A 19,570-nucleotide genomic window follows, 5' to 3' on the forward strand; every position below is an offset into this window, starting at 1 on the left:
ACAACAATAAAACTACAAGAATTTTACTTTATTCCATTATGTCCCTCGTGTCGTACTTTACGAATTTGCGAAATCGTGTATCCTTTTGCCCGTAAAAGACATTTAGAGGTGCCAGCCATCGGTAGCACATACCGAGAACCAAAAGAAAGGAAGGCGAAATGGCCCAAGATTATGATTCCCCTCGCAACAAGGACGAGGACGAGGAATCCCTTCAGGCGTTGAGTAAAAGCAGCAGGGACTCCGCCGAGGACATCGACGACGACGAGAACGCCATCGCTGAGGATTACGAGTTGCCCGGTGCGGATTTGAGCAACGAGGATTCCTCGGTGACCGTCATCCCCATGCAGGGAGACGAGTTCATCTGCTCGGAGTGCTTCCTGGTCAAGCACCGCAGCCAACTTGACCATATGGGCCCCGACGGCCCGGTCTGCAAGGAGTGCGCCGCCTGATGGCCTATGCCGAAAGCTACAACGAACCGGAAAACGTCGAAGTGCTCCTGAAGGCCGATGCCGACGGAAACGTGCCTGCCCTGCGTTATGCGCACGCGGGTGATGCGGGTGCCGACCTGACCTGCACACAGGACGTCGAGCTCAAGCCGTTCGAACGCGCCTTGGTGCCGACGGGCGTCTCGATCGCGCTTCCCTGCGGCTATGTCGGGCTGGTGCATCCACGCAGCGGGTTGGCGGTCAAGTCGGGCGTGACGGTTTTGAACGCGCCAGGCACCATCGATGCGGGGTACCGCGGGGAGATCAAGGTGCCGCTGATCAATCTCGACGCCGAACATACCGTGGTTTTGCACGCAGGCGATCGTATCGCGCAGCTGGTCATCCAACGTTACGTTGAGGCGCGGTTCGTCCCCGCGGCAACGCTTCCCGGCAGCGATCGGGCCGAGCGCGGGTTCGGTTCCACCGGGTTGGCGAGCAGATAGCGACGCTCCGTCCTTTAATCAGATAGAATGAAACCAGAGATACGGTGATGGGAGCGGGAATGGGCGATACGGTTTCTGACAACAATTCGGCGAAGATGCTGGGCTGCGAGATCAGCACGGACCCGCTCGACCCGTTGCAGCCCATCGTGCGTGCCTGCCGTGCCCATCACCCGGATGCCGACCTTGCTATCCTTGAGCGCGCCTATCGCCGTGCCGTCTGGCAGCACCGCACCCAGCGTCGTCGTTCCGGCGAACCGTATATCATCCATCCGCTGGCCGTCGCCCAGATTCTGGCCGATCTCGGCATGGGGTCGTTGGTGGTCGCCGCCGGCCTGCTGCACGACACCGTCGAAGACACCGATTACACGCTCGATCAGTGTCGTGAAGAATTCGGCGATACCGTCACCGGTCTGGTCGACGGGGTCACGAAACTGACCCGCATGGAGGTCGGCGACTCGGCGCAGGCCGAGACCATCCGCAAGATGGTTGTGGCCATGAGCCGCGATGTGCGTGTGCTGGTCGTCAAATTGGCCGACCGCCTCCATAACGCACGTACCTGGCGCTACGTCAAACCGGCCAATGCCCAGCGCAAGGCTCGGGAGACCCTTGACGTCTATGCGCCCCTTGCCAACAGACTCGGCATGAACGCCATCAAGACCGAACTTGAGGAGCTGAGCTTCAAAGTCCTCTATCCCAAGATCTACAACGAAATCGTCGTGCTCGTCAACCGTCGTGCCGGCCAGCGTGACGTCTACCTGAAGCAGATAGTCAGCGAGATCAACGAAGACCTCGCCGACCAGCACATCAAGGCCACCGTCACCGGCCGGCCGAAAGACTATTTCTCGATTTATCAGAAGATGATCGTACGAGGCCATGATTTCTCCAATATCTACGACCTGATCGGCGTGCGCATCATCGTCGATACCATCCAGGACTGCTATGCGGCCCTCGGTGCCGTCCACGCCCGCTGGAGCCCGATTCCCGGCAGGTTCAAGGACTACATCGCCATGCCGAAGATGAACATGTACCAGAGCCTGCACACCACGGTGGTCGGCCCCGGCGGCAAGCCTGTCGAGATTCAGATCCGCACCTGGGACATGCACCGGCGCAGCGAATTCGGCATCGCGGCCCACTGGAAGTACAAGGAAAACGGGCAGGCCGGACGCAAGTTGAGCGAGCCCGACAAGACCGACAAGAAGCGCGAAAGCGAAGAGAACCAGGACCTGAGCGAGGCCGACAACCTCAAGTGGATCCAGCAGCTGGCCGACTGGACCAGCGAGACTCCGGATTCCGACGAATTCCTCGGTTCCCTGAAAGAGGATCTGGGCAGCGCCGAAGTCTACGTCTTCACACCCAAGGGCAAGATTATCTCCCTGCCGGCCAACGCCACCCCGATCGATTTCGCCTACGCGGTGCATACCGAGGTTGGCCATCGCACCATGGGTGCGCGCGTCAACGGCCGTCTCGTCCCGCTCGACACCGTGCTCGAAAGCGGCGACACCGTCGAGATCCTGACCTCGAAATCAGAAACAGCCGGGCCTTCGCGCGACTGGCTGAGCTTCGTCAAAAGCCCGAAGGCGCGCAACAAGATCCGCCAGTGGTTCAGCAAGGAACGGCGCAGCGAGGCCATCGACGAGGGGCGCGACGAGCTCACCCGCGCCATGCGCAAGCGAAACCTGCCGGTCTCGAACCTTCTGACGCCGCAGGCGTTGGTCGGAGTGGCCGACGAACTCAATTTCGACAACGCCGACGCCGTGTTCGCTGCCATCGGCGATGGCCAGGTCTCCACACAGAACGTCATCTCGCGACTGGTCAAAGACGCCGGGCAGGACGAGGTGGAAGAGGACGTCGAGCAGGAAGCCCTGCCTTTAAAGCACGTCGAGCGCCGCCGCGATACCAATAAGCTTGGCATTTCGGTCAAGGGTGTGGAAGGCGTCTGGGTCAAGCTGGCCCGGTGCTGCACGCCCGTCCCCGGAGACAAGATTCTCGGTTTCATCACCAAAAACGAAGGCGTATCGGTGCATCGCGCCGATTGCCAGAACATGCTCAATCTTGAGAAGCAACAGCCCGATCGCGTGGTCGAGGTCGCCTGGACCAGCGCCAAGGGCCTGTTCATGGTCAAGATCCAAGTGGAGGCGCTCGACCGGCCGCACCTGCTGACCGACGTCACCCAGGTGCTTTCCGACCATGGTGTCAACATCATCAGCGCCACCGTCGCCACCGGCTCCGACCGCGTGGCCACTAGCCAGTTCTCCTTCGAGATGGCCGACCCGCAGCATATGAACACGCTCTTGAGCGCGGTGCGTAAGATCGACGGCGTTTTCGACGTCTACCGCCTGACCGGCGCCAAGGATTCCGCCGTCCCGCACATGCGCAAGATGTAAGGGACGGTTTGCCTTTCTATTAGGTCCCTGCAAGTGTGATTATCTCCGCGTCCATGGCAAATATGCAGAGATAATCACAAAAAATGCTGCAAAATCGTGATTATCTCTGCATGGAAAGTGCAGATGCAGAGATAATCACGAAAATGGGTCTAAAAGTGTGATTTTCTCTGTATATGCGCTCCGCACGACGTGATCGATGGTGAACTCGGATGAAAAGGGGCGGCGCACAGGAAGGTATGAATGCGAAATGCCACGCTGCTTTTGCTGGCGTGGCATTTCATGGGTTCGACGGATGACGGCGACTCTACTTCACTACTTCGACCGAGACGATGCCGGCCGGTTCCAGCGGCATGTCGTTGCCGTCGGTGGGCAGGTTCTGCAGGCGGTCGACCACGGACTTGCCGGCGTCATCCGCCACCTGCCCGAAAATGGTGTGGTGGCCATTGAGCCAGGGGCAAGGCACGGTGGTTATGAAGAACTGCGAGCCGTTGGTGCCATGCTGACGGCCGTCGCGTCCGCGGCGCAGTCCCGCATTGGCCATGGCGAGCTTGTAGGGTTCGTCGAATTTCAGGTCCTCGACGATCTCGTCGTCGAATTCATAGCCCGGGCCGCCGGTACCGTTGCCCAGCGGGCAGCCGCCTTGGATCATGAAGTCCTTGATGATGCGGTGGAAGGTCAGGCCGTCGTAGAAGGGCTTGTTCGACTTCTCGCCGGTGGCGGGATCGGTCCATTCCTTTTCGCCGGTTGCGAGGCCGACAAAGTTCTTGACGGTTTCCGGCGCTTTGTCGTCGAAGAGGTTCAGGACGATGTCGCCCTCTGTGGTATGCATGATTACATTAGTCATAGGTTTCATTTTCACACCGATTGAGGACTTGCCAGGTCGATAAGCCGATAGACTAAGGAACTCGCCGACTGTGGGCGAAGTGCTATGGGCTCCGCCTCTGGGAGGGGGGCGGCAGGAATCGTCGTCATTACGCGATTATTGTCCGCGTCATCACCAGAATCTATAAGGTATTAGTCAGTTCGGGCCGTGTTTGACTGTAATATTCGGGTATGGTAGCGACTGTGATTTATTTCAGGGAGAGTTTATGACGTCATCCGATACTCATCAGCACGACGATTCCGCGGATATCTCTGAACTGCTTGCCGATTTTCAACGTTCGGATGAAGTGGTTAGGGTCAACCATACCCCGCGCAACATCATCATCGCCGTGGTGGTTGCGGCTCTGGTCGTCGGCATCGCCTTCTTCGGCTATCGTGGTTTCACGGCAAACCAGGCCGGAGCGGCCAAAGGGTCGCCATCCAACCCGGTCAAGATCGGCGTGGTCGGCGTCACCAACCCGGAATGGCCGATTTTCAAGTCCGAAGCGCAAAAGCAGGGCATCTATGTCGATCTGGTCGATTTCCAGGACTATACCTCCGAGAACCCGGCCGTGGACGCCGGCAATCTTGATTTGAACGAGTTCCAGCACATCCTTTACCTGGCCAACTACAACATGAAGAACCACAAGGACCTGCAGCCCATCGGCGGAGTCGCGGTCTATCCGCTTGGCATCTATTCCAGCAAATACAAGGACATCAAGGACATTCCGGCGGGCACCACCGTCCCGGTGCCGAACGACGAGACCAACCAGGCCCGCGCGTTGGGCGTTTTGAAATCCGCCGGCCTCATCAAGCTCAAGCACCGTTGGACCGCGTTCACCACGCCCGCTGATATCGACACTGCCGACTCCAAGGTGAAAGTGGCGCCGCTGAAGGCCGAACAGGTCGCCAATGCGCTGAAGGATCCACAGGTATCCGCCGGCGTGGTCAACAACGACTATGTCAAGGACGCAGGGCTCAAGGCCACCGACGCGATCTATCAGGACAATGCCGAGAGCAAGGAGGCCCGCCCCTACATCAACATCTTCGCCTCCCGCGCCGCCGACGTGAGCAATCCCACATACCTCAAACTCATCAAGATCTTCCATTCCAAGAAGGTCTCGGACGGGGTCATGAAGAAGTCCGACGGCAGCGCGTCGCTGGCCGGCAAGTACAGCGCCGCCGATCTGCAGGGCTTCATGAAGGACATCGAGAAGGACGCGGCGCAGGCCAAGTGATACCCGTCGACAGACGGTCAATAGGATTTGAACGGGCCCGGACAGGGCGTGCGAACAACGAAATGCCGAGGTGAAAACAGGAACATGGCGGAACCAATCATCGAGCTTGACCATGTGGTCAAGGAGTTCAGGGCGAAAGGCGCCCGAACGTCGACCCGTGCCGTCGACGACGTGTCGCTGAGCATCGACAAGGGCGACATCTTCGGCATCATCGGCTATTCGGGCGCGGGCAAGTCGACCTTGGTGCGCATGATCAACGCCTTGGAACGCCCGACGTCCGGCACGGTGCGCGTGCTCGGGCAGGACATCACCTCCTTGGGTGAGTCGTCGCTGCGGCCGCTGCGTCAGAAGATCGGCATGATTTTCCAGCAGTTCAACCTCTTCTCCACCAAGACGGTGGCACAGAACGTCGCCTATCCCTTGGTGCTCGACCATTGGCGCAAGGACTATCTGGAGCGTCGCGTCAACCTGTTGCTGCGTTTCGTCGGCCTTGCCGACCAGGCGGACAAGTATCCTTCGCAGCTTTCCGGCGGCCAGAAACAGCGTGTCGGCATCGCTCGCGCCTTGGCCACGAATCCCGAGATCATCCTGGCCGACGAGGCGACCAGCGCCCTCGACCCTGAGACCACCGGCGAGGTGCTCGACCTGCTCAAGCAGGTCAACCAGGTGCTTGGCGTCACCATCGTGCTGATCACCCATCAGATGAACGTCGTCCAGCAGATCGCGAACCATGTCGCGGTGATGAGCGATGGCCGAGTGGTCGAGCGTGGAGACGCCTACAGCCTCTTCGCTTCTCCCGAGCAGGAGGTGACCAAGCGCTTCATCGCCACGGCTATCTCGGGGCTTCCCGACGCCGAGCGCGTCGTCGACATCCACCGCCAGTGGGCCGGACGCATCGTCACGGTGCTCATCCGTCAGAAGGAGGCGCGCAACGAGCTGAACGGTTCGTGGGTTTCCGCTTCCGGCCAGAACATCTCGGAGCTCATCTCCAAATACGCGATACCCACCAATCTGGTCTACGGCGGCATCGACACCGTGGCCGGCTCCGCCATCGGCGCGATGACCTACGAGCTGGCCGGGGACGCCGCCCTTGTCGAAGACTTCCTCGGCGAGCTCGCCCTGAACAGCGACGTCTTCGATTTCGGTACACGGCAGGCGCCGGTGGAGTACGGCGAGGCAGTGCTGCGCCCCATGCCGCGCAAGGCCGGCACGGTTTCGGCCGCGGCGGATGGCGACGGGCGATCGGCAGGGCAGACGGACGAAGATCATGATGGGGGAGAGACACGATGAACGCTATCAGCGCTATCAACAACACGGCTTCCGGCGTCGTGACCTTGGCGTCGACGCAGGATTGGTCGGTGCTCAGGCCGATGCTTTTCCAATCCATCGCCCAGACCCTGGAGATGGTGTTCGTCACGCTTCTCCTCGGCGGTATCCTGGGCCTTATGCTCGGCGTGGTGCTTTACGGCACGCGCCCGGGCAACCTGTTCGCCAACGCCACGGTCTACCGGGTGCTTGACATCATCGTCAACATCGTCCGGCCCATTCCGTTCATCATCTTCCTGGCGGCGATGCAGCCGTTGACCATCAAGGTGGTAGGCACCTCCATCGGCACCATGGCGGCGATCTTCCCGATGGTCATCATGGCCACGTTCGCCACTTCGAGGCTGGTCGAGCAGAATCTCGTACCCGTCGATTCCGGCGTCATCGAGGCGGCCCGGGCCATGGGTGCCTCCAAATTCACTATCGTGCGCACCGTGCTGATCCCCGAGGCGCTCGGCCCGCTCATCCTGGCCTACGCCTTCCTGTTCATCTCGATCCTCGACATGTCGGCCATGGCCGGCTACATCGGCGGCGGCGGACTCGGTAATTTCGCCATCGCCTACGGCTATCAGAAGTTCGATCCGACGGTGACCTGGACCGCGGTGATCATCATGATCGTCCTGGTTCAGGTGGTGCAGGCCATCGCCAACATGCTGGCCAAGCGCATTCTCAAGCGTCAGCAGTAACAAAGGCGCGGAATCGTCATCTCTACATGTTGATGATGTTTGATGATGTGATTAAAAGCGGTACAGAGTAAGAGATTAACGGAAATGAGGTTGCTATGACGGATCAGACGGATCAGACGGTTCATATCGATATCAAGGATGATCTGATCGCCATACGTCGTCATCTCCACGAATATCCGGAATTGGGTTTCAAGGAATTCGAGACGACCAAATACCTCCGAGACCAATTGCAGTCGCACGGCATCACGGTGCTTGACACCGCGTTGGAAACCGGTTTGGTGGCTGAAATCAAGGGAGACAATCCGGGGCCTCGTATCGCCCTTCGCGCCGACATCGACGGATTGCCGGTTTGTGAGCGTTCCGGTGTGGACCGTCCTTCCAAAAACGAAGGCGTCATGCACGCCTGTGGCCACGACATCCATATGAGCGGTTTGCTCGCGGCAGCCTTCTGGTTGGCCGAGCACAGCAATCGCATCCGAGGCTCGGTCGTCATCCTCTTCCAGCCGGCCGAGGAGACCAGCGAGGGCGCGCAACATGTCATCGCCGCAGATGCGTTGGGCCATCTCGACGCCATCGTCGGCACCCACAACAACCCCGACTATAAGCCGGGTCAGATCGCCGTCGGGGAAGAGCCCATGATGGCCGGCTGTGTGCGTTTCCGCGTCACCTTCAACGCCGACGGCACCCATGGTGCCTATCCCGAGGCCGGCACGGGCCCCATGGAGGCGATGGCCTCGACTATTCTGGCATTGCAGGGCATCGTGAGCCGTAACGTCTCTCCGTTCCGGCCGGTTGTGCTGTCGGTTACTCAAGTGCAGGGCGGCGACGTCTGGAACGTCATCCCGGCTCATGCCGGTTTCATGGGCACCATTCGTTATTTCTATCAGGACGACGGCGATCTGGTGGCCCGTCGATTCCGCGAAGTGGTCGAATCCACGGCTGCCGCGTACGGCATCACCGCGGATATCGTATACGACACCGTTGCCGGCCCTCTGGTCAGCGACGCACATCTGGCGCAAGTCGTCGCGCGTGACGTTCCCGATTACGCCGAGCTCGCGCCCATCAAGCCGTCCATGGCCGGTGAGGATTTCTATAATTACGGCGAACTGGCTCCCATGGTCTTCGCGTTCATCGGATCCAACGGGCAGCCGGGCCGTCATGGCCTGCACAACCCCGAGTTCGTCGCGCTTGATGGGGCCATCAAACCCGCAGCGGAATTCTATGCCAACGCCGCATTGCGCTTGGGCGATGAATGGAGTCATCGCTGATCGCTGCTCTGCCACGTTTGGCTCATTGGGTATTTCTCAGCCATACCAGCGGATATGATGAAAACATGACTCAACTACGTTTCGCTTTGGCCCAGATCGACACCTGCGTGGGTGACCTCAACGGCAATGCCGCCACCGTCCTGCAATTCAGCCGGATGGCTGCGCTCAAGAAGGCTCAGGTCGTTGTTTTCCCGGAAATGACTCTGACCGGCTACCCGATCGAGGATCTCGCATTCCGGGCCACCTTCCGCAAGGCCGCTGCAGACAAGGCCGACGAACTGGCGCAAACCTTGCAAAAAGAAGGTTTGGGCTCGCTTTACGTGGTGGTCGGAACTGTCGGGACCTCCGAGGCGAGTGACGTCGACGGCAAACCGACCAACCGCTTGGTGGTATTGCACGAAGGCTCGGTCTTCTCGACCTACGACAAGCATTTCCTGCCCAATTACGGTGTGTTCGACGAGTTCCGTATCTTCGAGGCCGGCCAGCATTCCGTCGTTCTCGAGATCGAGGGCTTGAAGGTCGGCGTCGCCATCTGCGAGGATATCTGGCAGGACGGCGGGCCGGTGGCCGAGCTGGCTGAACAAGGCATCGACGTGTTGCTGACGATCAACGGCTCGCCGTATGAGGAAGGCAAAACCCATACGCGGCTTGATTTGGCCGTCAGGCGTGCGCACGAGGTCCATGCCCCGCTGATTTACTTGAACCAGGTCGGCGGGCAGGACGACCTGATCTTCGACGGCGGCAGCTTCGTGGTCGATGCCGACGGCACGCTTGTCGAGCGCTCGCCGATGTTCGTCGAAGACCTGAGTTATTTCGATTTCGATTCCGCGGCCGGCCATCAACAGGTCGGCACGCTTGCCGCATTGCGTGACCCCGATGAAGAGGTCTATGCGGCCTGCGTGCTGGGGCTTAAGGATTATATGGCCAAGAACCATTTCACCGGTGTCGTGCTCGGCCTTTCCGGCGGCATCGACTCTGCGTTGGTGGCCGCGATGGCGGCCGACGCGGTGGGCGGCGAGCACGTGCAGGGCGTCTCCATGCCCAGCATGTATTCCTCCGACGGCTCCAAGGACGATGCGGCCGACCTGGCCCGCAACATCGGCGCCAAATACGACATCCAGCCCATCGAGCCGTTGTTCAAGGCGTTCCAAGGCCAGCTCGAGCTCGACGGCATCGCCGCCGAAAACCTGCAGGCGCGCATCCGTGGCGTCATCGTGATGGCCTATTCGAACTCCAAGAACCTGCTGGCGCTCGCCACCGGCAACAAGTCCGAGCTGGCCTGTGGCTATTCCACGATTTACGGCGATGCGGTCGGCGGCTACGCCCCGATCAAGGATTTGCTCAAGACCCGGGTCTGGGAGCTTTCGCGTTGGCGCAACCGCGCGGCGGCCGCGGGTGTTGGCGTCGGAGGCCTCAAAATCGTAGGCAACGAAAACGGGGGAGCGGGCGTGCCCCTGAAAGACGGGGTGATGATTCCGGTCTCGAGCATCGAAAAAGCCCCCAGCGCCGAGTTGCGTCCCGGTCAGAAGGATTCCGATTCGCTTCCGGAATATGCGCTGCTCGATCAGGTCCTGGCGGCCTACATCGAGAAGGCACACGGTCGTGCCGATCTGCTGAAAGACGGTTTTGACGAGGGTACTGTCGACACGGTGATGCGCTTGGTCGACCGTGCCGAATGGAAGCGTCGTCAGTATCCGCTCGGTCCCAAAGTCACTTCGTTGGCGTTCGGTCGTGACCGTCGTCTGCCGGTGACCAGCGCTTTCCGCGAATAGACGTGGCGTCGGGCGGAAACACGGCGGTTTGCCGGTTCCCGTGTGCTCTAATCGGCAGACCGAAAATCAGTGATCGCTTCCACAACATCAGCGAAGACAGAAGCGGCTTGCATTTGGTGGTGCCAACTGGTTATCATTATGCTTTGGGCGAAGAAGTCTGTCAGAGACCGTCAGCCCGCGAGAAGAAAGATACTACCATGAGCAATCCGATGCCTCAGCCCAATATTCCGCTCCCCTCGATTCCGCAGCCTTCGGGTTCTCCCGTTGGAGGCGTTCCCGCGCCGTCTTCCCAGCCTAGTACGGTGCCGATGCCGCAGGCAATGACCGGCCCGCAGGCCGGCCAGCCGCAATTCACCTCGCAAAGCAATCAGAATTTCCAGCCGATTCAGCCTGTTGCGCAACCGCAGCAAGGCCCGGGCCGGCAACCGTTCAATGCTCCTGCTTCGCCGGAATTTCAGCAGCAGGAGACTTCGCAGTTTAATGACGGACAATATCAGCAAGGCCAATCGGCGTACGCCACCTCGCAGCCGGCACCGCAGAATCCTCCGATCGATCCCACGGTTCAGCAATACCAGCCCCGATACGACGTCCCGGTTCAGACCGGCATGGCGCCGGTCGGTCAGCTTTATACCGGGCGCAGTCTGGTCAAGTGGATTCTGCTCGGCATCATTACCTTGGGCATTTACAATATCGTCATTATGACCGGCGCCACCGATTCGCTCAATACCGTCGCCGGCCGTTACGACGGCAAGAAGACGATGCATTACTGCCTGCTCTACTTCCTGGTCGGTCCGATTACTTTGGGAATCGCCTCATTGGTCTGGTACCACAAGATGAGCAATCGCATCGGCGATGAACTGCAGCGTCGCGGCTATGCCCGTGAACTCTCCGCTTCCGATTTCTGGCTTTGGGATTTCCTCGGCTCCCTCATTATCGTCGGTCCGTTTATTTATTTCTACAAATATCTGAATGCGATCAACACACTCTGCGCCGACTACAACCAGCGTGGCTGAGCTTGTCGGCTACGCCTTCGGGCGAGTCGAAGACGACGGGAAACCGATCCGGGCTAAGGTAAGAAAGACCATGTTGCCGATAGAGGGGAATTGCGATGGCCGATGATACGCAAGACACGAATGACGATGAGAGCAGACAATGGTATTTCAATACGGCAACGGGCAAGCCCGAGCTGGGCAAGCTTTCGCCCGTAGGTCAGCGAAGTGGTCCATACAAGTCCCGAAAGGATGCGCAGGACGCTTGGAAGATCGTCAGGGAACGCAACCTGATCTGGGATGAGCAGAACCGTAAATGGAATGCCTGGGACAATGATTCGGATGATGCCGAGTCTGAAAACCAAGAGGCATGATTGCCGTTCTTCGGTGGGGAACCAATAACTGGTCAATATTCAAGTATGGATATATTGGCCAGTTTTTTATCCCTTGATATAAAAAGTGACGTACATCACATTTTTTTGAGTTGTTGATACGTCAAATTCAGAATCGGCTGTAATGCCCACAACCGTTGTCGTTATTGGCTTTTTGTATTTTCCCAACATTTTTGAAAAGCAAAGCTGCATACAAAAAGGCAAAAAAGTGATGTAGGTCACATTTATTTGGCTGTGTTTGTGACGAAGACCACTCTACAATGGGAATCGAACGCAACGTGAAGATGCGTTGCTCCACTAATAAGGAGTGCTAAATGACCGCAGTAGATCAGACTGCTTTATCTGCCGAGGAGCTGCAGGCGAAGGCCTGGAACGGCTTCGTCGGAGGAGACTGGCAGAAGGAAATCGATGTTCGCGATTTCATTCAGAAGAATTACACGCCGTACGATGGCGATGAGTCCTTCCTCGCCACGGCGACCCCGAAGACGAAGGAAATGTGGGAGTACCTCGACAACAACCAGCTTGCCGTAGAGCGCAAGCAGCGTGTGTATGATGTCGATACCCACACCCCGGCCGGCATCGACAACTTCGGCCCCGGCTACATCATGGACAAAGAGCATGATAATGTCATCGTCGGCATTCAGACCGATGAGCCTTGCAAGCGCGCCATGATGCCGAACGGCGGCTGGCGTATGGTCGAGCAGGCCATCAAGGAAGCAGGCAAAGAGCCTGATCCCAACATCAAGACGATCTTCACCAAGTATCGCAAGACCCACAACGACGGTGTCTTCGGCGTCTACACCAAGCAGATCAAGCTCGCCCGCCACAACAAGATCCTCACCGGTCTGCCCGATGCCTACGGCCGCGGCCGCATCATCGGCGACTATCGCCGTGTCGCTCTCTATGGCGTCAACTATCTGATCGCCAAGAAGAAGGAAGACAAGGATTCGATTCCTTATCGCAACGACTTCACCGAGGCCGAGATCGAGCATTGGATCCGCTTCCGCGAAGAGCATTCGGATCAGATCACCGCGCTGAAGCAGCTCATCAACCTCGGCAACGAGTATGGCCTCGATCTTTCTCGTCCGGCTCAGACCGCTCAGGAAGCCGTGCAGTGGACCTACATGGGCTACCTCGCCTCCGTCAAGAGCCAGGATGGCGCCGCCATGAGCTTCGGCCGTGTCTCCGCCTTCTTCGATTCCTACTTCGAGCGCGACCTCAAGGCCGGCAAGATCACCGAGTCCGACGCTCAGGAGATCATCGATCAGCTCGTCATGAAGCTGCGTATCGTCCGCTTCCTGCGTACCAAGGACTATGACAACATCTTCTCCGGTGATCCGTACTGGGCCACCTGGTCCGACGCCGGTTTCGCCGATGACGGACGCCACATGGTCACCAAGACCTCGTTCCGTCTGCTCGCCACCTTGGCCCTCGATCACCTGGGACCAGGACCAGAGCCGAACATCACCATCTTCTGGGATTCCAAGCTGCCTGAAGGCTACAAGCGTTATTGCGCTCGTACCTCCATCGCCACCTCGGCCATCCAGTATGAGTCCGACCGCGACATTCGCGACCACTGGGGCGACGACGCCGCCATCGCTTGCTGCGTCTCTCCGATGCGTGTCGGCAAGCAGATGCAGTTCTTCGGCGCCCGTGTGAATTCCGCGAAGGCTCTGCTCTACGCGATCAACGGCGGCCGTGACGAAATGACCGGTATGCAGGTCATCGACAAGGGCATCATCGATCCGATCAAGCCCGAAGCCGACGGCACTCTTGACTATCAGAAGGTCAAGGACAACTACGAGAAGGCCCTTGAGTGGCTCTCGGAGACCTACATCGAAGCGCTGAACATCATTCATTACATGCACGATAAGTATGCATATGAATCCATCGAGATGGCTCTGCACGACAAGGAAGTCTACCGCACCTTGGGCTGCGGCATGTCCGGCCTGTCGATTGCTGCAGATTCGCTCTCCGCGCTCAAGTATGCGAAGGTCTATCCTATCTACAACAAGGATGCGAAGAACCTCGAAGGCCATGAGAAGGAATATGTCGAAGGCGCGGATGACGACCTGGTGGTCGGCTATCGCACGGTCGGCGACTTCCCGATCTACGGCAACGACGATGATCGCGCCGATGACCTCGCCAAGTGGACCGTCTCCACGGTCATGGATCAGATCAAGGCTCTGCCGGTCTACCGCAACGCGGTTCCGACCCAGTCCATCCTGACCATCACCTCCAACGTGGTCTACGGCAAGGCGACCGGTTCCTTCCCGAGCGGACACAAGAAGGGCGAGCCTTACGCCCCTGGTGCCAACCCGGAGAACGGCATGGATTCGCACGGCATGCTGCCGTCCATGTTCTCGGTCGGCAAGATCAACTACAACGACGCGCTGGACGGCATTAGCCTCACCAACACGATTACCCCTGACGGCCTCGGCCGCGATGAGGAAGAGCGCGTCACCAACCTCGTCGGCATCCTGGATTCCGGCAATGGCCACGGCCTCTATCACGCCAACATCAACGTGCTGCGCAAGGAGCAGCTTGAGGACGCCGTCGCGCATCCTGAGAAGTATCCGCACCTCACCGTGCGCGTCTCGGGCTATGCGGTGAACTTCGTCAAGCTCACCCGCGAGCAGCAGCTCGACGTGATTTCCCGTACGTTCCATCAGGGTGCTGTCACCGAGTGACAGAACTCACGGTAGTAACGTGGTGAATAATTGATCTGAAGGGGCGGAGCGTCAGCTCCGTCCCTTCACTCATGTTTCATAGGTTTTTCAACAGGCTTTGACGGGGATACAAGCGACGGTTTATCTATGGAATATCACATGCATCACGTTGCGCTTGAGGCGCACCGGGCGACTGGGATTTTACTTTAAAATCCGTTAATATGGAATGAAGAATTTAACAAGGAGGGCAATGATGTCCGAAACGACTCAATTTAGAACCACGACGCAGCATATGCTGAAGGTTTCGAAAGTATATGCGAAGCACACGTTGATGGGCGGGCTTTCGGGCTTTCAATCTCCTATAGGATTGGACCGTCACGATCGCATCAATGCACTGCGCACCGGCGACATCGGCTTCGTGCATTCATGGGATATCAACACGTCGGTCGATGGACCAGGGACCAGAATGACGGTGTTTATGAGCGGCTGCCCGTTGCGCTGCCAGTTCTGCCAGAACCCGGACACATGGAAGATGCGTGACGGCCAGCCGGTCTATCTCGACGATATGATCGAGCGTGTCACGCGTTATAAAGACGTTTTTCAGAGCACCGGCGGGGGAGTCACCTTCTCGGGTGGCGAGTCGATGATGCAGGGCAAGTTCGTTTCCCGCGTCTTCCACGCGGTGCATCAGGAAGGCATCCACACCTGCCTCGACACTTCCGGTTTTCTGAACAAGGACTGGACCGATGAGATGGTCGACGACATCGACTTGTGTCTGCTCGATGTCAAGTCCGGCGACGAAGAGACCTATCACAAGGTCACCGGCAGCCAGCTGGCACCGACCATCGATTTCGGCCAGAGGCTCAACAAGGCCGGCAAGAAGATCTGGGTGCGTTTCGTGCTCGTCCCGGGGCTTACGGACAGCGTCGAGAACGTCGAGAACGTGGCCAAGATCTGCGAGAGCTTTGGCGATGCCGTCGAGCACATCGATGTCTTGCCGTTCCACCAGCTTGGTCGTCCGAAGTGGCACGAGCTCCACTACGATTATCCGCTGGAGACCAAGGAAGGGCCGTCCAAGGACCTGAAGAAGCGTGTCCGTGACCAGTTCAAGGCCCACGGTTTCGAGGTCTTCTAAAGAGATAAAAGCCATATATATTTATTGTTCATGCACCGGACAGAGCGATTTCACAATCCTCGTCCGGTGTTATAGTATGCAACATAAGCGCGGATCCGTTATCGGCGGGGAGCTTTCGGAAGAACGGTTGTGCCGCACGGTGTGTGGCTGGCTTATTAGAACCGACGGGGTGGCCCGAAACAGCCTGTTTCAAGCGGTCGTATGAAATTGCGATCTCGGGGGATTGTGGTCTCGATGGTGTCGATGGCCTGATTGATTCGGGAATGCGAACCAATACGACAAGCGGGGTGGTACCGCGGTGTGCGGGTGTCGCGTCAATGGCGCGGTGAAGCTGCATCGTCCTCGCAGGACATGGCAATGGAACCTGCAAGCGAGGAGAGTGCGGTGAACGAAACCACCAATTCACATGTGTACCCCAAAGCGTCCGTAGGCGAGCAGAGCGCGCACGTCGCGCCGAACCCGAGCTTCCCGAAGATGGAAGAGTCGGTGCTCGACTATTGGGACAAGGATGATACCTTCAACAAATCCGTCGAACGCAATCCCAGCGGCGACCACAGCGACAACGAATTCGTCTTCTTCGACGGCCCGCCGTTCGCCAACGGCCTTCCGCACTACGGTCACCTGCTGACCGGCTACGCCAAGGACGTCATTCCTCGCTACCAGACCATGAAGGGCCGCAAGGTCAACCGCGTTTTCGGCTGGGACACCCACGGCCTGCCCGCCGAGCTTGAGGCGCAGAAGGAACTGGGGATCGAATCGGTCGACCAGATCGAGGAGATGGGCATCGAGAAGTTCAACGACGCCTGCCGCAAGTCTGTTCTCAAATATACGAACGAGTGGAAGGACTATGTCCACCGTCAGGCCCGCTGGGTCGATTTTGAGCACGGTTACAAGACCCTTGACACCACCTATATGGAATCAGTGATGTGGGCGTTCAAGACCCTTTACGACAAGGGCCTGGCCTATAAGGGCTACCGTGTACTGCCGTACTGCCCGAAGGACCGCACCCCGCTTTCCGCGCACGAGCTGCGCATGGATGCCGACGTCTATCAGGACCGTCAGGACACCACCGTCTCCGTGGCCGTGAAGATGCGCGACGAGGACGACGCCTACGCCGTCTTCTGGACCACGACGCCCTGGACCACACCTACCAACTTCCTCATCGTCGTGGGCGAGGACATCGATTACGTCGAGGTCAGGCCCACCGAAGGCAAGTTCGCCGGCAAGAAGTTCTACTTGGGCAAGCCGCTGCTCGGCTCCTACGCCAAGGAGCTTGGCGAGAACTACGAGGTCGTGCGCGAGCTCAAGGGCCGCGAACTGGTCGGCCGCCGCTACTGGCCGGTCTTCCCGTACTTCGCGGGAGACGAGGCCGAGTCCGAAGGCCACGTCCCCGGGCCGAACGCCTACCAGATCCTCGCCGCCGACTACGTCGACACCGTCGAGGGCACCGGCCTGGTCCATCAGGCACCTTATGGCGAAGACGATATGAACACGCTGAACGCCGCCGGTGTCAACTCCATCGACGTGCTCGACGCCAGCTGCACCTTCACCTCCGCCTGCCCGGACTATGAGGGCATGTACGTCTTCGACGCCAACCTGCCGATCCTGCGCAACCTGCGTGCCGGCGACGGCCCGCTCGCTCGTGTTCCCGAGGACCATCGTGCTTTGCTCTTCCAGGAGAAGAGCTACGTGCACTCCTATCCGCACTGCTGGCGCTGCGGCACCCCGCTGATCTACAAGCCGGTCTCCTCCTGGTTCGTCTCCGTCACCAAGGTCAAGGACCGTCTGCTGGAAAACAACCAGAAGATCAACTGGATCCCCGAGAACGTCAAGGACGGCCAGTTCGGCAAGTGGCTGCAGAACGCACGCGACTGGTCGATCTCGCGTAACCGCTTCTGGGGCTCGCCGATTCCCGTCTGGGTTTCCGACGATCCGAAGTACCCGCGCGTCGACGTCTACGGCTCGCTCGATGAGCTGAAGGCCGATTTCGGCGACTATCCGCGTGATGGCGAGGGCAAGGTCAACATGCACCGCCCCTACATCGACAACCTCACGCGCGTCAACCCCGACGACCCGACCGGCAAGTCGCATATGCACCGCATCTCCGACGTGCTCGATTGCTGGTTCGAGTCCGGTTCGATGCCCTTCGCGCAGTTCCATTACCCCTTCGAGAACAAGGAATACTTCGAACAGCACTTCCCGGCCGATTACGTGGTCGAGTACATCGGCCAGACCCGCGGCTGGTTCTACGTCTTGCACGTCATGGCGGCGGCCCTCTTCGACCGTCCCGCCTTCAAGAACGTCATCTGCCACGGCATCGTGCTCGGCGACGACGGCCAGAAGATGAGCAAGCACCTGCGCAACTACCCGGACGTCAACGGCGTGTTCAACGACTACGGCTCCGACGCGATGCGCTGGTTCCTCATGTCCTCGCCGATCCTGCGCGGCGGCAACCTCATCGTCACCGCCGACGGCATCCGCGACACCGTGCGCCAGGTGCTGCTGCCGGTGTGGAGCTCGTACTACTTCTTCACGCTTTATGCCAATGCGGCCAACGGCGGCAAGGGCTACGACGCACGCGCGCTGCGCGCTGACGAGGTGGCCGGACTGCCCAACATGGACCGCTACCTGCTGGCTCGCACCCGCCGCCTGGTGGTCGCGGTCGAGCACGCGCTCGACACCTTCGCCATCTCAGATGCCTGTGCCACGGTGCAGGACTTCATCGACATGCTCACCAACTGGTACATCCGCAACAACCGCGAGCGGTTCTGGAACGAGGATGAGCAGGCGTTCAACACGCTCTACACCGTGCTCGAAGTTCTGATGCGCGTCATGGCGCCGCTCGCCCCGATGGAGTCCGAGTCGATCTGGCGCGGCCTGACCGGTGGGGAATCGGTGCACCTTGCGCAATGGCCGTTTGTCACCGTTGCCGACGAGCAGTCCCACGATGTCGGCGCGAACGCCGAGTCGACCAGTGAACTCAACCAAGGTAAAGAGACCGAGCTGGGCCGTGTGCTGGTCGATGAGCCGGCCTTGGTCGACGCCATGGAACAGGTGCGCGAGGTCGTTTCCGGCACGCTCTCGCTGCGCAAGTCCTGCCAGATTCGCGTGCGCCAGCCGCTGGCCAAGCTCACCGTTCTGGTCGACGATCCCGATGGTGTCGCCGATTACGACGATATCTTGAAGACTGAGCTCAACGTCAAGGACGTGGAATTCTCTACGCTCGCAGACGCTGGCAAACACGGTCTGAAGATCGTGTACGACCTCAAGGTCAACGCCCGCAAGGCCGGACCGAGACTGGGCAAGCAGGTGCAGTTCGCCATCAAGGCATCCAAGTCCGGGGCCTGGCATGTCGACGAGTCCGGCGCGCCCGTCGTCGAGACGCCGAACGGCGACCTCGCGCTGGTCGAGGGCGAGTACACGCTGGTCAACCAGGTCGAGGAGGTCGAGGCCAAGGACCGCGCCAACGACGTCTCCGCCTCGCTTCCCGGCGGCGGCTTCGTCATCCTCGACACCGAGCTCAACGACGACCTGATCGCCGAAGGCTACGCCCGCGACGCCATCCGCGCCGTGCAGGACGCCCGCAAGGCCGCTGATCTCGACATCACCGACCGCATCGGCCTCAAGCTCGATGTGCCGGCGGCCGATGCGCCCAAGGCCGAGCAGTTCCGTGATCTGATCGCCCACGAGACGCTCGCAACGACGCTCGAGATCAACGCCGACGCATCCGCTGACGAGCTGAAAGTAACCGTCGCGAAACAGTAACAGCCGTCGTTGTTTTAGTGGCAAAACAGAAATGCGGCAACGCTCGGTAGGGTGAGAAAAGGGTTGTGGTCAACCGGTGTCATCATCGGTTGACCACAACCCTTTTTATATCGTAAAAATCGCTTTATTACAGAGCTAACGTTCAGGTGCGATTGAACCG

The 19,570-nt window shown here is 59.2% G+C and carries 14 protein-coding genes; 13 read left to right on the top strand and 1 reads right to left on the bottom strand.

The genetic code is table 11. The features are described from left to right. Positions 1–158 precede the first annotated feature (158 nt). From OZX71_RS03090 to OZX71_RS03100, 3 genes are read left to right on the top strand one after another with little or no spacing between them, the layout of a single operon-like run. A complete protein-coding gene (locus OZX71_RS03090; RefSeq protein WP_277147177.1) occupies positions 159–449 on the top strand; it encodes a DUF4193 domain-containing protein in 291 nt (96 codons plus the stop codon). Beyond that, the gene (gene dut / locus OZX71_RS03095) at positions 449–928 is read left to right on the top strand and encodes a dUTP diphosphatase (protein ID WP_277147175.1); all 480 of its coding nucleotides are present in this window, start codon (positions 449–451) and stop codon (positions 926–928) included. The genes OZX71_RS03090 and dut overlap by 1 nt, the downstream gene beginning before the upstream one ends. A 59-nt stretch (positions 929–987) precedes the next feature. Then, a complete protein-coding gene (locus OZX71_RS03100) occupies positions 988–3,312 on the top strand; it encodes a bifunctional (p)ppGpp synthetase/guanosine-3',5'-bis(diphosphate) 3'-pyrophosphohydrolase (protein WP_277147173.1) in 2,325 nt (774 codons plus the stop codon). A 304-nt stretch (positions 3,313–3,616) separates the two neighbouring features. On the opposite strand, the gene OZX71_RS03105 is transcribed toward OZX71_RS03100, so the two are convergent. After that, positions 3,617–4,156 carry a peptidylprolyl isomerase gene (locus OZX71_RS03105; RefSeq protein ID WP_277147171.1) on the bottom strand — a complete coding sequence of 180 codons (540 nt, stop codon included), beginning with the start codon at positions 4,154–4,156 and terminating at the stop codon, positions 3,617–3,619. 244 nt (positions 4,157–4,400) lie between these two features. Between OZX71_RS03105 and OZX71_RS03110 the strand changes: the two genes are divergently transcribed. The 10 genes from OZX71_RS03110 to ileS all read left to right on the top strand — a co-directional run bounded on the left by OZX71_RS03110 (position 4,401) and on the right by ileS (position 19,410). Further along, positions 4,401–5,411 (top strand): MetQ/NlpA family ABC transporter substrate-binding protein, encoded by a 1,011-nt coding sequence (locus tag OZX71_RS03110; RefSeq protein ID WP_277160462.1) that lies wholly within the window; start codon positions 4,401–4,403, stop codon positions 5,409–5,411. Positions 5,412–5,495: 84 nt separating this feature from the next. Beyond that, positions 5,496–6,701: a methionine ABC transporter ATP-binding protein gene (locus OZX71_RS03115; RefSeq protein WP_277160463.1), complete on the top strand. Its 1,206-nt coding sequence runs from the start codon at positions 5,496–5,498 to the stop codon at positions 6,699–6,701. Beyond that, positions 6,698–7,420 carry a methionine ABC transporter permease gene (locus OZX71_RS03120; RefSeq protein WP_277147165.1) on the top strand — a complete coding sequence of 241 codons (723 nt, stop codon included), beginning with the start codon at positions 6,698–6,700 and terminating at the stop codon, positions 7,418–7,420. The genes OZX71_RS03115 and OZX71_RS03120 overlap by 4 nt, the downstream gene beginning before the upstream one ends. Before the next feature lie 95 nt (positions 7,421–7,515). Further along, positions 7,516–8,688 (top strand): amidohydrolase, encoded by a 1,173-nt coding sequence (locus OZX71_RS03125; protein ID WP_277160464.1) that lies wholly within the window; start codon positions 7,516–7,518, stop codon positions 8,686–8,688. 65 nt (positions 8,689–8,753) lie between these two features. Beyond that, entirely contained in the window at positions 8,754–10,460 is a 1,707-nt protein-coding gene (locus tag OZX71_RS03130; RefSeq protein ID WP_277160465.1) for an NAD+ synthase, read from the top strand. A gap of 197 nt (positions 10,461–10,657) precedes the next feature. After that, complete coding sequence (locus OZX71_RS03135; RefSeq protein WP_277160466.1) at positions 10,658–11,473, top strand: DUF4234 domain-containing protein; 816 nt, start codon at positions 10,658–10,660, stop codon at positions 11,471–11,473. A gap of 95 nt (positions 11,474–11,568) precedes the next feature. Then, the gene (locus OZX71_RS03140; protein ID WP_277160467.1) at positions 11,569–11,823 is read left to right on the top strand and encodes a hypothetical protein; all 255 of its coding nucleotides are present in this window, start codon (positions 11,569–11,571) and stop codon (positions 11,821–11,823) included. Positions 11,824–12,155: 332 nt separating this feature from the next. Beyond that, complete coding sequence (pflB, locus tag OZX71_RS03145; protein WP_277147155.1) at positions 12,156–14,531, top strand: formate C-acetyltransferase; 2,376 nt, start codon at positions 12,156–12,158, stop codon at positions 14,529–14,531. A gap of 232 nt (positions 14,532–14,763) precedes the next feature. Continuing rightward, on the top strand, positions 14,764–15,645 hold the full coding sequence (gene pflA / locus OZX71_RS03150; RefSeq protein WP_277160641.1) for a pyruvate formate-lyase-activating protein: 882 nt from the start codon (positions 14,764–14,766) through the stop codon (positions 15,643–15,645). A 384-nt stretch (positions 15,646–16,029) separates the two neighbouring features. Further along, complete coding sequence (gene ileS, locus OZX71_RS03155) at positions 16,030–19,410, top strand: mupirocin-resistant isoleucine--tRNA ligase (protein ID WP_277160468.1); 3,381 nt, start codon at positions 16,030–16,032, stop codon at positions 19,408–19,410. Positions 19,411–19,570: the final 160 nt, after the last annotated feature.

Origin of the sequence: Bifidobacterium sp. ESL0764 (assembly GCF_029395515.1) — a bacterium.
Taxonomy (GTDB): domain Bacteria; phylum Actinomycetota; class Actinomycetes; order Actinomycetales; family Bifidobacteriaceae; genus Bifidobacterium.

Bases quoted from the DNA above. Each gene is read 5' to 3' on its own strand.
- OZX71_RS03090 (WP_277147177.1), top strand. From the start codon at position 159: ATGGCCCAAGATTATGATTCCCCTCGCAACAAGGACGAGGACGAGGAA.
- dut (WP_277147175.1), top strand. From the start codon at position 449: ATGGCCTATGCCGAAAGCTACAACGAACCGGAAAACGTCGAAGTGCTC.
- OZX71_RS03100 (WP_277147173.1), top strand. From the start codon at position 988: ATGGGCGATACGGTTTCTGACAACAATTCGGCGAAGATGCTGGGCTGC.
- OZX71_RS03105 (WP_277147171.1), bottom strand. From the start codon at position 4,156: ATGACTAATGTAATCATGCATACCACAGAGGGCGACATCGTCCTGAAC.
- OZX71_RS03110 (WP_277160462.1), top strand. From the start codon at position 4,401: ATGACGTCATCCGATACTCATCAGCACGACGATTCCGCGGATATCTCT.
- OZX71_RS03115 (WP_277160463.1), top strand. From the start codon at position 5,496: ATGGCGGAACCAATCATCGAGCTTGACCATGTGGTCAAGGAGTTCAGG.
- OZX71_RS03120 (WP_277147165.1), top strand. From the start codon at position 6,698: ATGAACGCTATCAGCGCTATCAACAACACGGCTTCCGGCGTCGTGACC.
- OZX71_RS03125 (WP_277160464.1), top strand. From the start codon at position 7,516: ATGACGGATCAGACGGATCAGACGGTTCATATCGATATCAAGGATGAT.
- OZX71_RS03130 (WP_277160465.1), top strand. From the start codon at position 8,754: ATGACTCAACTACGTTTCGCTTTGGCCCAGATCGACACCTGCGTGGGT.
- OZX71_RS03135 (WP_277160466.1), top strand. From the start codon at position 10,658: ATGAGCAATCCGATGCCTCAGCCCAATATTCCGCTCCCCTCGATTCCG.
- OZX71_RS03140 (WP_277160467.1), top strand. From the start codon at position 11,569: ATGGCCGATGATACGCAAGACACGAATGACGATGAGAGCAGACAATGG.
- pflB (WP_277147155.1), top strand. From the start codon at position 12,156: ATGACCGCAGTAGATCAGACTGCTTTATCTGCCGAGGAGCTGCAGGCG.
- pflA (WP_277160641.1), top strand. From the start codon at position 14,764: ATGTCCGAAACGACTCAATTTAGAACCACGACGCAGCATATGCTGAAG.